The following is a 14,012-nucleotide window of genomic DNA, read 5'->3' as shown; positions in this document are numbered from 1 at the left end:
TGTTCTCCCTCTTTACCCTACAATTAGACAGACCGGTCTATTTTAGTTAACGAGAGGAGAAACAATAATGACTACACAATTATTTCAAGGAATACCAAAAAAAAAAGTTGCTTACTTGTTAAAAAATGGAGAAGGTAAAAGATATTTGTTTGGAAGACAAGTTGCTACTGTGATGGCAGATGCTCTAAGTACAGATCACATTTTTGAGATGGTCTTACTTTCTGGAGGAAAAGGAGATACGTTCCCTTTCCACAAACACAATAAAACTTTTGAAGGTATATTAGTACTAGAAGGGAAACTTGAACTTTCAATTGATGATGAAATGCATCTCCTATTGCCTGGTGACTATGCTCATATTCCGCCTAATACAATACATAGTTATTGCATGAAGAGTCATAGAACAAAGTTTGTCTCCTATACTACAAAAGGTAATCTTGCCAATATTTACTCGATTATTGGTGAACCATATGACAAGGTTGAATATCCACCACATGTAAAAAGTGAAATTCCAAATGAAAAATTTCAAGACGCTACGATAATGACTGATATTGAATTTTTCTTTGAGATGAAACATGGTGGAAATGCAAAGCTTGTGGAGAATAATGTAGTTCCTAGTAAGTTGGCTCCATATGTTTTAGAAAACGGAGAAGGAGATCGCCTATTGACTGGTGATCAGCTACATAGGATTATTGCAACTCAAAAGAATACTGATGGACAATTTATTTTAGTTTCCTCTGAGGGTCCTATGGGTGAAAGAATTGTAGATCATTATCACGAGCATCATACTGAGACATTTTTCTGTCTTGAAGGTCAGATGACTATGTGGGCAAATGGAGAGGAAATAAGAATGAATCCAGGTGATTTCCTACATGTACCTGCTTTTACTACCCACTCTTATAGATTAGATTCTCATTATACGAAAGTGATTGGGTTATTAGCTTCTGGATTATTTGAACCTTTTTTCCGAATTTTAGGTGACCCTTATGAGCATCATATATTCCCTAGTGAACCTAAACCCTTGAGATTTGATCGAGTATTACAAAATATTGACATGCTAGATTTAAAGATCGCTAAGGATCTGTCAATTTAACTAAAGATACGAATTACTGGAAGGGAAAATGTGATTTCACCCCTCCCTTCCATAGCCAAATAAATGGAGGTACATATGATTAGACTTAAAGGTTCAGATAGCGAGAAGCTCATTTTCTTGCTTTCTTTTACATTAGTTATCTCAGTTATGAATTCTACTATGTTTAATATGGCAGTCCCTACGATAACGAGAGATTTTAACTTACAGCCTTCTGAAGCAGGATGGATTATAACAGGATATATAGTGGTCTATGCAATTGGAACAGTTATGTACGGCAAGCTTTCTGACAAATTTAAGTTGAAGAATTTGCTAACGTTTGGACTAAGTCTTTTTGCGATTGGCTCAATCATTGGGTTTACTGCAGTCAATTTTGAAATCACCGTTTTCGGCAGAATATTGCAAGCAGCCGGTGCTTCTGTGATGCCAGCTACATCCCTGATCATTCCATCAAGGTACTTCACTCCCGAAACAAGGGGGCGTGCCTTAGGAATTGTATCAGCTGGTACAGCTTTAGGAACTGCAATCGGGCCTATAGTAGCAGGGCTTGTAACAAGCTTTATCAACTGGCGGTATTTATTTGTTATTTCACTTTTATCATTAATCACTTTGCCCTTATTTAGAAAATATCTAAAAGACGAAATACAAAAACCACATGTAAAAACCGATATGCTTGGAGCTTTTTTACTTGCTGGTACACTCTCACTACTTCTTCTAACTATTACACAAAAAACAGTATTGTTCGCAGCCACTGGTATAATATTTTTAGTTCTGTTTATTTGGAGAATACGAAAAGCAGAACAACCATTTATCCAAACCTCAGTATTTAAAAACAAGGAGTACTCAATAGCAATATTAATATCAGCATTAAGTACTGGTATAGGCTTTGGAATTCCTTATTTAACACCTCTACTTTTACAAAATGTTAACGGAATTTCTCCATTTATGAGTGGATTAATTATGTTCCCCGGAGCGCTTACAGCAGCATTATTAGGAAAGAAGGGCGGACAATTAGCTGACTATAAAGGCAATACATACTTAATATACACAGCATTATCATGTTTTTTCATCGGATACTGCTTTCTTTCCACACTTTCTGGGCTATCAACCTATTTTATAATGCTTGTCCTAGTATTTGCTTGTACAGGCCAAACTTTCATACAAATAGGTCTTGCGAATACTGTATCTAGTACCCTGTCTAAAGATCAATCTGGCATTGGGATGGGAATTTTTATGATGACAAATTTTATTGCGGGTTCCATTGCTACTACTTTGATTAGTGTAGCAGTTGAAAAAGAAACAGATACTATTCAGTTAAATCCTCTTTTAATCAATTCAAAGGGTTTAATTTATAGTAACATCTTCGCAGTCCTAGGAATGATTGTTATTTTAATTTCTATTATATATATGATTACCTTTTCTAGTATCTTCTTAAACAAAGTAGAAAAAAAGGTATATCGAAAAATATAAACTGGATCATATATATTCTAATAAGCTAGAGTTTGATATCGAATGATAATATACCCTTTGCCAAAAGGAGTTGCCTCAAAGACAACTCCTTTGATGATTCTTATTGACCCAAAACATAACCTCCTAATCTGTACGCACAACATAATCCGTTACTTTTTCATGCTTATCAAAATCAATGACTAACCATTCACTATCAATAGAAATAATCCCTCTTTCATCTCCAAGATAATACACAATATTTTTCTCATTTTTAAAATATTCTGTGTCAGTTGGCGGACCTAACAATGTTATAACTTCACTTTTAGTCATTCCTTTTAAATTATACGTGCTTAGTAAGTCATCAACTATGTACACTCTTTCTGACATACTTCCAACCCATTTTTTTGTTGTGAAGTTCGTTTTATATTCATTTATCCCTAACATCACCGTACAGACGATAAAAGGAATAGTACCCATAATTATTATAAAGTTGAGGTTCTGCTTTGCTTTCCTATCATTTTTTATATCGACTCGTTTCCTTATAATGAATATAGTTAAGAGAAATAGAATAAATGGTATGAGAATAGCAGGAACACTTATATAACTATACGAAGAATGTGCAAAACTAATAAAAAGGATGTAACCTAGATAAAGTAGCCCATAAAAATATCCAAATAAAATAGAAAAGCAACCAAACTTCCATTTGTTATGTGTCATCTTTATATCTCCTATAAAATGCCCTATTCGAAATTTTAACATAATTATCCAAATATTGTTACACCCTTTGGATTCAACTTTCGATTGTTGAAGTGTACTCTTACAGAACCTTCAATTCATTGAAATTGGATTTTGGCAAGTTGGGTCATCAACAATCAAAGCACTTACCTTTATTCAAGATAGTGCTTTGATTGTTGATGATTGTTTATTTTTACCTCTTTATCGCATCGACTATTAAAGATGGGAAAACCATTCTTTCTCCTTGATTTCGTGGATCATATTTTTTAGAACGAAAAATGACTCCTTGAGATCCATCCCAATCTTTACAATGAAAAATACCATTAATATCACAATATTCAAGAATGTTAACCTCAAATCCCGCTGATTCAAACATTCTAGATAAAGTTTTATAATTATGAACGATTTTATGACTAGCAGCTGGGTGGTTTTTTGGACCAGGACCACCTATTTTAATTATATTTTGATACTCATCATCACGAAAAAATCCATCTGGAACTGCACAACGAATATATCCATTTGTTTTAAGATACATATAGCAAAGCTTTGCTGCAGCAATTCCTTCTTCATAAGTAAGGTGTTCCCAAACATGTTCCGCAAGAATCGCTGATAAAGAATTTTCATTGTAGCTATTTTCCCACGTGGAATGATCCAATAAATTTAGTTGATCTTCCTGAGTATGTATCCATCCTGGATTATTATTATATTCACCCGCTCCAAGAACAACTTTTATCTCTTTTTCTTGTAACACCATGGATTCTATCCTCCTAAATATGCTAATAGCTATTAGTTAGAGATATTTTATATCATTCCAACCATACAAAATTTCTTTTACCTTAGCTCCGCCCATCTCCACCTCAGTTGAATCTAGAATTATACCGCCAATTGCTTCATAGAATAAACAGGATTTATTTCCTTCTACTACCCATACAACTAAAGAATCTATATGTTGGACTTGCAAAAAATGGACTACTGCTTTGAAAAGTTTCCTGCCGATTCCTTTTCTTTGATACTGATCAAGTAGATAAATAGCGTACAATTCTCCTTTGAATTGATCATAATTTCCTGTTCTTTCTTTGCCTCCAGAAGCAAAACCAATAATGTCCCCACTTTCATTTTCAGCAACAAATACTCCACCGTTAGGGATAACCTGTTTCCATAATTGTTCCTTCTTTTTGTATGATAGACTTTCTAAGTATTTATCTGATAACAAGCCTTTATATGTTGTTTTCCAGCTATCTATATGAACCCTAGACATAGGAATAACATCACTTATTTCAGCAGCTCTTATTTTCATAACCTTCTCCTTCAATTAAATAATGTTATAATTATCTCGGTGTTAATGCCATGAAAGATCCTGGGGTCAATTCTTCACTCTCAATGACAATCGCCGTTAATCCTGTCTCAGACTTGGTTTCATGCCATTCTCCTTTTGTCCAAAACACAGCTTCTCCTGCTTGTACTTCAATGTATTCTTCATTATTAGCTCTAACGCTACCCTTGCCGTTTACAATAATTAAAAGTTGAGGAATCACAGCTTGATGAAATCCTATTACACCATTCTCCTCTAAATACATACCTCCTATATGAGCAGGTTTGAGTGTGTTAATAACACGTGACATAATAAAGTCAGAATGAAATTGGTTTATTCTTTTCTCGACACTTTTTTTAAATGAATAAATCTCCATTAAATTTCTCCTTGTTTTTTTAGATTAGATGTTATTCGCTTTTTGTTTTTCTAATTCCTTTATTTAACTGCAAAAAAGCTCAATTCATTTGTATGAATTAAGCCTTTATTGTTGCTGAAGATCATAAAAGTTATTGATTAAGACTAGGTGATTATTTGCTTAGTTTATACCCTTTATATACCGCTTCCCAATCAAGAGGTCTAGCCATTCTATTTTCAATTTGCCCTATTGACTTAAAACCATATTGTTCATAAAGAGAGTGAGCATCTTGTGTAGCAAGTTGAAAACTCGTTCCTAATAATTTAGGGTGGTCGGTGATTACACGTATTAGCCATTTGCTAAGTCCACGTCCTCTGTATTCAGTAAGTACGAAAACATCACCTAGCCAAGAAAATCTTACAAGGTCAGACACAACACGTGCAAAACCAACCATTTTAGCAGAACCGTCAGTAGGGTTCCCTTCGTAGATTCCGTAGCAAAGAATTGAGTTTTCAATTGATGCTATTACTAATTCCTTAGCAATACCCTTATTCCAGTATGATTCCTTGCTAAGGAAATCATGAATCACTTCTATATCCAGATAACTTTTATTTGTACTTATAGTAAATCCATCATTATTTATCCAAAGTGTTTGATCGTCCTCTAGCATCATATATTCCTCCATAATGAAATACGTATATTTATAGAACTATAGATATCCTTTACTTTCGATTATGACCAAAGCTCTTTTTTCATTGAGAGAACCTTAACATTTACACTATTGGGTTTATGTACAACCTCTTCATCATAAACACTATAACCTATGGAACTATATAAATTTATATTCTTAGGTACTGTCATACGGACTTTACATAGAATTGTAGATACACCAACTTTATTTGCATAGTCCTCTATGGAGCTTAATATCTTTTTACCAATACCCTTTCCTTGTTTTTCTGGTATAACTGATAGACGATAAAAATATAAACCTTCATTTTTAAGTTGAAATCGCACCATACCAACAGGTCTATTTTCATCAAAAGCAATAAGTGCTTTTTCCCCTTTTTCTAATGCGTCTAAAACTGAGTGAACAGTTTCATCTAAAGCACTTGATGGCGGGCTTTCATTGTTATATTCGATAAATGCCTTAATCATTAAATCATGAACTACTGCTGCTTCTGAAGTTGTAGCAAAACGAATGACCATTTTCATCACCCCTCAACAGAATAATAATACATAAATACTAATATTCATACAAATAAATAGTAATATATATAATTAATAATCTAGCCTTAGATTTGGATAAAGAGGCATATTCTAATTATAAATAGCGCTTTGAGTGATAACCTGGTACTTTCAGTAGTTAAATCCACTATAAGGTTATTAGCTCTCCTCTTTAACTTAACTTGTGGGGTTAGTTTTTTTTGTCCTATTAAGATAAGTAGATTCTGATTCTGCAACGAGATTATTTTTTCAGGGGAGAAGCAACTTCTTTCTGGTTTACTATAAAATTCCCCCTTAAAATCTTTGCGGTTATTTAGTTTGATTTTTAAATTGTTTTTTCGGTTTATTAACTAAATAGATCCCCACTAAGATGAGACACCCACCTATTAATGTCGATAAATGTAGTGTTTCATCTAGTAAAATCCATCCAAAGATTACGCCAAAGAATGGTGCGAGGAATAAAAAGGAACTAACCTTGCCTGAATCTTCTTTTTGTAACAGAAAAAACCAAATGGCAAATTGGACAATAGAAGCCATAATTGCCAACCATAAAATAATAAAAATTGATAAGGCAGTTAAATTAAGTTTTACTTCTTCGAACATCAGACTACCCAATAGTAGTAAAATACCTCCAAAAAGCATTTGATAAGCAGTTAAGACCCAAGTATCAAAAGAAGAACCCCACTTTTTTAATAATAATGTTGCAATTGCCCAAGAGACGGCACTGAAAATACCCAAAAAGGTGCCAAATTGTTGTATATCTAATTTTGCACCCAGCGTAATAAATACACCAAAGAATCCAACTAAGACTCCTAACCATTGAACTAAACGATATTTTGTTCCAAGGAATAATGTACTAAAAATAACAACCAGCAAAGGATTGGTAAAAGTCAAAATGGAGGACTCGCCTGCTGTGATTGTTCGTAAACTCAAAAAGATAGCACCCATAACCCCAGTTGTTTGAAAAATACCAACAACTAAGATTTGAAGCCATTCCTTCGGAGCTCTTGGATGGGACCTTTTTAATAGAATAACAATAGCGCTCATTAATAAACCAGCAATCGTGAAGCGCAATCCGACTAGAAATAAGGGTGAAACATAGTTCAAACCAATCTTACCTATTGCAAAAGAGGATCCCATTAAACCTGTAGTAATGGTTACGAAAAGCGTAAACAATGCTTTATTCATAATAAGTAGCCCCAATCTGTACTTGTTATATTACAATTAGTTTAGCAACATTACGCTGTTTTAAAAAATAAACTGACTTGATAAACGAATAAATGCCCCACCTCATTATATGAAATGGGACATTTGCTTATTTTAAATATTTACCAACCTTTCTTTTAGATCCAAGATTAAAAAGCATAATTAGTTACTCCACCATCAATAAAAAGATTTTGACCTGTAATATAGCTTGCACTATCTGAACTAAACATAACAACCGGAGCAATAAGTTCTTCTAATTGACCGAGGCGTTTCATAGGTGTTCTACTTTCTAATAAGCTACGGAATTCCTCGTTTTCTAACGCAGCTGCATTTAATGATGTTTTAAAAAACCAAGGGCTTATAGCATTAACTGTAATACCTTTTGTCGCCCATTCGTTTGCCATTTGACGAGTTAATTGAACGACACCTGCTTTACTCGGCCCATATGGTGTTCCGGATGATAACGTTAATGCAGATGCCACAGATGCCACATTAATGATTCTTCCAGAACGTTGTTCAATCATATATTTCCCAACAGCTTTGGACATTAAAAATACTGATTTAAAATTAACATCCACAACCTTATCCCAGTCTTCCTCGGATAAATTTAAGGTTGTTTCTCGAACACTTGTCCCAGCATTATTAATTAAAATATCAAGATGTCCAAAATGCTTATACGCTTTGTTCACGGTATTATGCACAGATTCTGCTTCTGTAACATCACACACTATTGCTAGTGTTTTACGACCTGTGCTTTTAGTGATTTCACTTGCCGTATTATTCACTTCTTCTTCTGTTCGAGCAACTAAGGCAACATCTGCTCCAGCTCTAGCCAAACCTTCAGCAAGTGTTTTTCCAATACCTCTACCTGCTCCTGTAATGATTGCTACTTTTCCAGTTAAATCAAACATTCCATTCATTTTAATCCTCTCCACCTTTATCATTTATTCATTTCAATTGCGATTCCCTAGTGACAATGCCCCTGCGTGCATAAGAAATTTTTTTTGCATAATTTAAACGCCTTACAAATTCAAAAACATATATATGTATGCTTAAATTTATTTATATAATCAATTAACATTCATCAATACCACAGGATATACCTTCATTAAATAATTGTTGAGGTATTTGTTTATCCAATTTTTCATTTATGTTCAAGTTTTTTGGCCAAGTAGTGGTGACGATAACCAAGGTACTATAAACATTAACCTCAAGCTCCATTTGTTAGTCTTCAAAATATAACAACCTCCTTTTATGACACACCCAACCATCTACGATACAGGGTGCTATGATTATATGAAAATCACTATTGATTAATTATTTGGTTATTTTATGACATAGAGTACTTGTATTACTGACTCAAGAAGTAGGGTCACTTTTCTTGTACATACTTGTAATAAAAATGATAACTGCAAGCCCAATTATAATAACAAAGCTTATCTATAATATCTTCTTTGCTAAAAAATAATATGCTTCTGTTAATTACGATTAACTCCCTGTTCAACCTACTACATCGTTTTCAAACGAAAAAAATAAAGGTTCTTATTAAACCTAAATCTTTTATGAATTAATTTTAACTCCCTTAAACAAACTAGCTTTATCAGCTATAAGGATGGATGAGACATGAAAAATGTAGGGAAGTTAGAATCAATTATGTGGAATATAGCATTGCCTGGATTCAGCCAAATACTAACTGGCCATTATATAAAAGGCATTTTATTTATTCTTTCAGAAGTAATCATTAACCTTAATAGTCATTTTAATCTTGCAATTATGTTTAGTTTCTTAGGGGAATTCGAAAAGGCATACTCAGTTACAAATTATCAGTGGTTATTATTTTATTCTTGTTTATACTTTTTTGCGATGTGGGATGGTTACAGAACCGCAATGCCTCCAGAAGAACAGCTTTCTTTTCTTCCATTCGTCTTTTCAGCTTATTTGGTTACAGTGGGGTTATTTTATTGTAGTAAATTAAAGTTATTTGGTCATTTAATTGGACCAGTATTTATGCCTATGCTCTTTGTCATACCTGGATTAATTCTTGGATTCACTTTAAGGTATATTATTCTGAAAATATCGAAACGAGGAGATTTGGTTTAATACGTCACTTTATTGATAAATTCTAAAAAGGTAAGTGAGTGTTTAATGTGAAAAATAGGTTTTGTGCTGCTATTTTATCAATTCTTATGCCTGGATTAGGACAGCTGTTTAACAAACAATTTTTTAAAGCTATTGTCTTGCTATTTATCGAACATACAATAAACCGTCTTTCCCATTTAAATACAGGACTCATGCTTAGCTTTAATGGAAACCATCAGGAAGCCTTACAAATTCTTAATTATGAATATGTTTTATTTTATCCAGGGTTATATGTGTTTTTTATATATGATTCAGTTATAAATGCTGAAGCAAAATATAATAAAAACTCTGCTTTTTACTTTTGTCTATCTGGTTTAGTAGGGACATTTGGTGTCTTATATGGTAGATATATCCCAATGCCCATGATCACAGTAGGAATACTCATGATTTTACTTATGTTAATTGGTACTTATGTTAGCTCCAAAGATGAGAAGGTACATTAAGTATTTATGTTTCAATAGTGTATTACTTACTAAAAATTACATTTCTTTCACCATCTTGTTACGCTTATTCAGTCAAAAACGTTAAACGGATCATACAAAAGTGATCGACTTTAAAACAAATATTATGTAGCTACCATTAACCATTACTATGGAGAAGTATCCTATTGCTTTTTACCAATCTTTTTCGATATAAACCACCGCTACCCCTAGTAATAATAATTCCACTCTTCACTTACATTTATATTTTTCTTACTTTAGGAGAAATTAGATATATCAATTAATAGTTGGGGGTTATTTTTATGGTAATTAACCACAATATTCGTCTCACTTCATCAGAATTAGCTTCACTTTGGACAGCATATATGAATAACAGTATGTCTAAATGCGTACTAAAATATTTTAAAGCAAAAACACAAGATACAGAAATTAGTTCAGTACTAGATCTTGCAATAGAAATTTCAGAAACAATGATTAAAGATATAACAGAAATTTACGAAAAAGAAAACCATGCTATACCTGTTGGTTTTAACGAGAAAGAAGATTTAAACCTTAATGCACCTGCACTATATTCGGATACATTCCATCTGAAGTTTGTTCATAATATGGCAAGACACGGGATGACATCCTACGGAGCATCTTTCGCTGGATGTGCTCGTTCAGATGTAAAGGAACTTAACTCCAAAGCAATTGACATGACAAGAGATTTATATAACAAGTCATTAAGTGTGTTATTAGAAAAAGGATTATACTCCAGAGCTGCTTCTATTCCAATACCCGATAAAGTGGAGTTTATAGAAAAACAGGGCTATTTAACAGGATGGTTCGGAGAAAGACGTCCGATGAATGCTATTGAAATTATGCATTTCTATAACAATATGGAGCGAAATGCCCTTGGCAAAGCATTGTTGCTAGGTTTTGCTCAAACAGCTAGCTTAGAAGAAGTAAGAAACTTTATGGTTAGAGGTGCTCATATTGCAAGCAAAGTTGTAGAGTTTATGGCTCATATCCTATCTGAAGAAAATCTTTCAGAAACGCCAACGATGGATTCAGACGTCTTAAAATCAACCACTCCTCCTTTTTCAGATAAACTCATGATGTTTCAAGTATCCCTATTATCTGGAATGTCACTTGGATATTATGGTGTAGCTTTAGGTACGGTTTCAAGACGTGATTTAGGTTCTAAATTTATGCGTATTACGATGGAAGCTGTTCAATATGCGGAGGATGGTGCAAATATTATGATTGAACATAAATGGATTGAAAAGCCGCCTTCTTCCATTGATAACATTGAAATTGCTAAAACAAAAAAGAAATAAAGAAGCGGCTATTGTTTATACTTGCTCATATCTCATTTTAATGTGAGATTCTTTTAAAGATGCAGATGGAAAGAAAATTATTCTTCGTTCGCTTGTATTTACTGCTTACTAAATGTGAAAGACGTACAAAAGCTGAGCTAGGTAGTAGTAGTATCGTTGAGGCAGCATTTCGAGATTTGTAAAGAGCACTTAAAATCAAAGGAAATCCTGCCCAACCTTTCCTTCTATTAATTGTGTACGCTGCACTCTTTGGCAATTTGATCGAGCTATAGGCTGAAAAAGAGACTTATTAAACTATTCTGCGATTAGCTGAAGAAAATAAAGAACAAAACAGCCATAATAGCACATCTTTTTCATCTATTGAGCCTTATTGAAGTTAGTTATTGAACATCTAAATTTTTTACATTTACTTTCATTAATTTAGCGATCTGTTGCTCATCTGTATTGGATTTTTGTTCAAGTTGATTAATAACTAGCTCTTGTCGCTGTAATGAATGGTTTTGACTTAGTTTAACTTTTCCTTCTATCCTATTGATCTTTATTTTAAAACCTTGAACTCCTTTGTTCATACCAGCAAGAAACTCAGCATCTACATCCTCCAATCTATATGTACTTTCAGGAGTTTCATATTTTAATACCATATCATGTAAAGAACCTATTAACTCATTATCATCTTCTAATAGTTCAACTTCTCCGTATACATGAACTGTCACGTAATTCCATGTTGGTACTGCTTTATTCGTCTCATACCAAGATGGTGAGATATAACAATGAGGACCATGAAAAATAGCTAAAACTGTTTGATTTTTAATATCCTGCCACTGAGGATTTGGACGAGCAAAGTGCCCATATAAGTAAGAATTATCCTTGTTTAAAATTAACGGTAAATGTGTTGCAAATGGCATTCCATTGTGTTGAGAAAAAAGAGTCGCAAAACTATGTTCTTTTATAACGTCGTGAGCCATCTTTTCATCTGTAATCTTAAAATATTTTGGAATATACATCGTAAGCCACCTTTCAAGAAATGTTATTTGAGTGTTTTGGTCATTATCAAGTCCATTTGTTCTTCATCCCCCATATAAAAAGAGTGTGATCCCGTTATAACAAACCCCATTTTCTTATAAAAACCTATCGCATTTTCATTTTTCTCCCATACACCTAGCCAGATATTCTGTTTATTTAGCTCCACTGCAATTTCCAAAGCTTGATTTAACAGATATTTACCAAGCCCATGTTTCTGAAATTTGCTCTTGATATATATTCTCTCAATTTCAAGTGAATGATCACCCATTTCTTCAGACTGAGCATCATTGGTATTAATTTTTAAATATCCTGCCACATCATGATTAAAATAAATAAAGAAGAAATGTGAAGAAATAGTAGCTAACTCTTTTTCTAGCTGTTTAAAGTTAAATGCCTTTTCCAAATAAGCATTCATATTTTCGGGTGTATTCTGATGCTTAAAAGTCTCATTAAAGGTTTCGTAACATATTTCTTTAAGTGTACGTAGATCTTCAAGGGTGCATTTTTTTATATTTATAGTCATTTATGTATCGCTCCTTATGTCAATAATTTCTCTTGTTTCCTTTCTTAACGAACTCCCAATCAACTTCCACATTTTCCCTTACTCTTTGTAAAAGATTAAAAATAGTCTCCACTTCAATTTCAGAAAACCCCTCTAATGCAACACTATTAGAATGTTCATTTTCTCTTTTTATAAAGGGATAAAGATTTTTCCCTTTCTCTGTTGGAAAAAGTTTTTTTATTTTTTGATTATGTTCATCGTTCTTCTTTTCAATAAAACCATTTATTTCAAGTTTTTTTATAGCACGTGCCGCTGTTGTTCTATCTACTTTTATCATTTCAGCTAGCTTTTCCTGAATGATTCCTGGGCTTTCACATATTCTCACAAGGTACAAGTATTGCCCTTTTGTAAGCTCAAACTCTTTAAATTCTATATTACTTATAGAATCTAAAGCTCTTGCTATCATTCCAATTTCACGAAGAATTTCCTTCATAACATACTCCTTAGCTTATTTTTTATTGTAAATGCAACAAATATAGGTTACCTTAACTATATACCAACTTTTATTGTAAATGCAACAAAATATTCAGTCACTAACTGTAGTGACTCTGATTTACATATTGCAATGCCTAATTAAAAAACCGACAATTCGGAATTAAAGTGGCTTTAAACCACTGATCCTGAATTGTCGGTTTTTTTAATTAACTGACCCTAAGTCTTTTAAAGATCTCCCTTTATTGATTTTTTTATATTAAAATTTTTTCTCGAGATCATTAAATAATTTAAATATCATCACTCGTTCACCTGTACGGGTGCTAATATCAGTATGAAAACTTTTCACTTTTTCTTCAGTTATAGTTAGTATAATATCTATAAGATCTTCTATACCTGACTCAACTAACTCTGAACGAGTTTTCTTTATCGTTAACATTCCCTCTTTTGTTTCACAAACGGCATATTCAGCTGGTGTTAAAACCCCTTGTAGATTTACAATTATCATATCCCGTACTATATCTGTCTTAACTGATACAGATCCACGCCCTAGAAAGTCCTTTTCCCATTGTGTAATTGCCCTACTTATCTCGGATTCACAAGACCCTTTAGATATTTTCATATTTAATACATCTCCTAGCAAACAATTAAATTAGTTTATCCCCATATGCTTTTAATATGTGAGACGATATTTATTCTTAAAAAATTAGTGCCAGTCGTAAATCCTCC

Annotated in this window: 17 protein-coding genes; 5 read left to right on the top strand and 12 right to left on the bottom strand. The window is 33.1% G+C overall.

Annotated elements, in window-relative coordinates:
- The first annotated feature begins 67 nt into the window (after window positions 1-67).
- Together ACEWK1_RS01940 and ACEWK1_RS01935 are read left to right on the top strand one after the other, a co-directional pair.
- A complete protein-coding gene (locus ACEWK1_RS01940) occupies window positions 68-1,090 on the top strand; it encodes a quercetin 2,3-dioxygenase (RefSeq protein WP_416635478.1) in 1,023 nt (340 codons plus the stop codon).
- 75 nt (window positions 1,091-1,165) lie between these two features.
- Window positions 1,166-2,557 carry an MFS transporter gene (locus tag ACEWK1_RS01935; RefSeq protein ID WP_416635476.1) on the top strand — a complete coding sequence of 464 codons (1,392 nt, stop codon included), beginning with the start codon at window positions 1,166-1,168 and terminating at the stop codon, window positions 2,555-2,557.
- A 123-nt stretch (window positions 2,558-2,680) separates the two neighbouring features.
- Here ACEWK1_RS01935 and ACEWK1_RS01930 read toward each other — a convergent pair whose 3' ends face one another.
- The 8 genes from ACEWK1_RS01930 to ACEWK1_RS01895 all read right to left on the bottom strand — a co-directional run bounded on the left by ACEWK1_RS01930 (window position 2,681) and on the right by ACEWK1_RS01895 (window position 8,288).
- On the bottom strand, window positions 2,681-3,253 hold the full coding sequence (locus ACEWK1_RS01930) for a hypothetical protein (protein ID WP_416635474.1): 573 nt from the start codon (window positions 3,251-3,253) through the stop codon (window positions 2,681-2,683).
- Window positions 3,254-3,464: 211 nt separating this feature from the next.
- Window positions 3,465-4,025 (bottom strand): class I SAM-dependent methyltransferase, encoded by a 561-nt coding sequence (locus ACEWK1_RS01925; RefSeq protein ID WP_416635472.1) that lies wholly within the window; start codon window positions 4,023-4,025, stop codon window positions 3,465-3,467.
- A gap of 36 nt (window positions 4,026-4,061) precedes the next feature.
- Complete coding sequence (locus ACEWK1_RS01920) at window positions 4,062-4,568, bottom strand: GNAT family N-acetyltransferase (protein WP_416635470.1); 507 nt, start codon at window positions 4,566-4,568, stop codon at window positions 4,062-4,064.
- Between the two features lie 31 nt (window positions 4,569-4,599).
- On the bottom strand, window positions 4,600-4,959 hold the full coding sequence (locus tag ACEWK1_RS01915; protein WP_416635468.1) for a cupin: 360 nt from the start codon (window positions 4,957-4,959) through the stop codon (window positions 4,600-4,602).
- Between the two features lie 151 nt (window positions 4,960-5,110).
- Window positions 5,111-5,608 (bottom strand): GNAT family N-acetyltransferase, encoded by a 498-nt coding sequence (locus ACEWK1_RS01910; protein WP_416635466.1) that lies wholly within the window; start codon window positions 5,606-5,608, stop codon window positions 5,111-5,113.
- 62 nt (window positions 5,609-5,670) lie between these two features.
- Complete coding sequence (locus tag ACEWK1_RS01905) at window positions 5,671-6,144, bottom strand: GNAT family N-acetyltransferase (RefSeq protein WP_416635464.1); 474 nt, start codon at window positions 6,142-6,144, stop codon at window positions 5,671-5,673.
- A 327-nt stretch (window positions 6,145-6,471) separates the two neighbouring features.
- Window positions 6,472-7,350, bottom strand: coding sequence for a DMT family transporter (locus tag ACEWK1_RS01900; RefSeq protein ID WP_416635462.1), 879 nt, complete (start codon window positions 7,348-7,350; stop codon window positions 6,472-6,474).
- A gap of 167 nt (window positions 7,351-7,517) precedes the next feature.
- The gene (locus tag ACEWK1_RS01895) at window positions 7,518-8,288 is read right to left on the bottom strand and encodes an SDR family NAD(P)-dependent oxidoreductase (protein ID WP_416635460.1); all 771 of its coding nucleotides are present in this window, start codon (window positions 8,286-8,288) and stop codon (window positions 7,518-7,520) included.
- 703 nt (window positions 8,289-8,991) lie between these two features.
- Between ACEWK1_RS01895 and ACEWK1_RS01890 the strand changes: the two genes are divergently transcribed.
- The 3 genes from ACEWK1_RS01890 (at window position 8,992) to ACEWK1_RS01880 (ending at window position 11,266) form a co-directional block, all read left to right on the top strand.
- Window positions 8,992-9,468, top strand: coding sequence for a hypothetical protein (locus ACEWK1_RS01890; RefSeq protein ID WP_416635458.1), 477 nt, complete (start codon window positions 8,992-8,994; stop codon window positions 9,466-9,468).
- Window positions 9,469-9,515: 47 nt separating this feature from the next.
- Entirely contained in the window at window positions 9,516-9,950 is a 435-nt protein-coding gene (locus tag ACEWK1_RS01885; protein ID WP_212138303.1) for a hypothetical protein, read from the top strand.
- Window positions 9,951-10,249: 299 nt separating this feature from the next.
- Entirely contained in the window at window positions 10,250-11,266 is a 1,017-nt protein-coding gene (locus tag ACEWK1_RS01880; protein WP_416635456.1) for a DUF3231 family protein, read from the top strand.
- A 380-nt stretch (window positions 11,267-11,646) separates the two neighbouring features.
- Here ACEWK1_RS01880 and ACEWK1_RS01875 read toward each other — a convergent pair whose 3' ends face one another.
- The 4 genes from ACEWK1_RS01875 to ACEWK1_RS01860 all read right to left on the bottom strand — a co-directional run bounded on the left by ACEWK1_RS01875 (window position 11,647) and on the right by ACEWK1_RS01860 (window position 13,905).
- Entirely contained in the window at window positions 11,647-12,270 is a 624-nt protein-coding gene (locus ACEWK1_RS01875) for an FMN-binding negative transcriptional regulator (RefSeq protein WP_416635454.1), read from the bottom strand.
- Between the two features lie 23 nt (window positions 12,271-12,293).
- Entirely contained in the window at window positions 12,294-12,812 is a 519-nt protein-coding gene (locus ACEWK1_RS01870; protein WP_416635452.1) for a GNAT family N-acetyltransferase, read from the bottom strand.
- Window positions 12,813-12,831: 19 nt separating this feature from the next.
- Window positions 12,832-13,284, bottom strand: a complete 453-nt coding sequence (locus ACEWK1_RS01865; RefSeq protein ID WP_212138307.1) for a MarR family winged helix-turn-helix transcriptional regulator — start codon at window positions 13,282-13,284, stop codon at window positions 12,832-12,834.
- Between the two features lie 258 nt (window positions 13,285-13,542).
- Window positions 13,543-13,905 carry a DUF2294 domain-containing protein gene (locus ACEWK1_RS01860; protein WP_121662112.1) on the bottom strand — a complete coding sequence of 121 codons (363 nt, stop codon included), beginning with the start codon at window positions 13,903-13,905 and terminating at the stop codon, window positions 13,543-13,545.
- Window positions 13,906-14,012: the final 107 nt, after the last annotated feature.

It is taken from the genome of Metabacillus sp. YM-086, from assembly GCF_048059995.1.
Classification (GTDB): domain Bacteria; phylum Bacillota; class Bacilli; order Bacillales; family Bacillaceae; genus Metabacillus; species Metabacillus litoralis_B.
This window is presented reverse-complemented; position numbering and strand designations above follow the sequence as displayed.

What these genes read in the sequence shown, in the direction of transcription:
- ACEWK1_RS01905 (WP_416635464.1), bottom strand. Translation starts at nt 6,144, where the DNA reads ATGGTCATTCGTTTTGCTACAACTTCAGAAGCAGCAGTAGTTCATGAT.
- ACEWK1_RS01930 (WP_416635474.1), bottom strand. Translation starts at nt 3,253, where the DNA reads ATGACACATAACAAATGGAAGTTTGGTTGCTTTTCTATTTTATTTGGA.
- ACEWK1_RS01940 (WP_416635478.1), top strand. Translation starts at nt 68, where the DNA reads ATGACTACACAATTATTTCAAGGAATACCAAAAAAAAAAGTTGCTTAC.
- ACEWK1_RS01935 (WP_416635476.1), top strand. Translation starts at nt 1,166, where the DNA reads ATGATTAGACTTAAAGGTTCAGATAGCGAGAAGCTCATTTTCTTGCTT.
- ACEWK1_RS01875 (WP_416635454.1), bottom strand. Translation starts at nt 12,270, where the DNA reads ATGTATATTCCAAAATATTTTAAGATTACAGATGAAAAGATGGCTCAC.
- ACEWK1_RS01925 (WP_416635472.1), bottom strand. Translation starts at nt 4,025, where the DNA reads ATGGTGTTACAAGAAAAAGAGATAAAAGTTGTTCTTGGAGCGGGTGAA.
- ACEWK1_RS01870 (WP_416635452.1), bottom strand. Translation starts at nt 12,812, where the DNA reads ATGACTATAAATATAAAAAAATGCACCCTTGAAGATCTACGTACACTT.
- ACEWK1_RS01880 (WP_416635456.1), top strand. Translation starts at nt 10,250, where the DNA reads ATGGTAATTAACCACAATATTCGTCTCACTTCATCAGAATTAGCTTCA.
- ACEWK1_RS01865 (WP_212138307.1), bottom strand. Translation starts at nt 13,284, where the DNA reads ATGAAGGAAATTCTTCGTGAAATTGGAATGATAGCAAGAGCTTTAGAT.
- ACEWK1_RS01895 (WP_416635460.1), bottom strand. Translation starts at nt 8,288, where the DNA reads ATGAATGGAATGTTTGATTTAACTGGAAAAGTAGCAATCATTACAGGA.
- ACEWK1_RS01910 (WP_416635466.1), bottom strand. Translation starts at nt 5,608, where the DNA reads ATGCTAGAGGACGATCAAACACTTTGGATAAATAATGATGGATTTACT.
- ACEWK1_RS01915 (WP_416635468.1), bottom strand. Translation starts at nt 4,959, where the DNA reads ATGGAGATTTATTCATTTAAAAAAAGTGTCGAGAAAAGAATAAACCAA.
- ACEWK1_RS01920 (WP_416635470.1), bottom strand. Translation starts at nt 4,568, where the DNA reads ATGAAAATAAGAGCTGCTGAAATAAGTGATGTTATTCCTATGTCTAGG.
- ACEWK1_RS01900 (WP_416635462.1), bottom strand. Translation starts at nt 7,350, where the DNA reads ATGAATAAAGCATTGTTTACGCTTTTCGTAACCATTACTACAGGTTTA.
- ACEWK1_RS01860 (WP_121662112.1), bottom strand. Translation starts at nt 13,905, where the DNA reads ATGAAAATATCTAAAGGGTCTTGTGAATCCGAGATAAGTAGGGCAATT.
- ACEWK1_RS01890 (WP_416635458.1), top strand. Translation starts at nt 8,992, where the DNA reads ATGAAAAATGTAGGGAAGTTAGAATCAATTATGTGGAATATAGCATTG.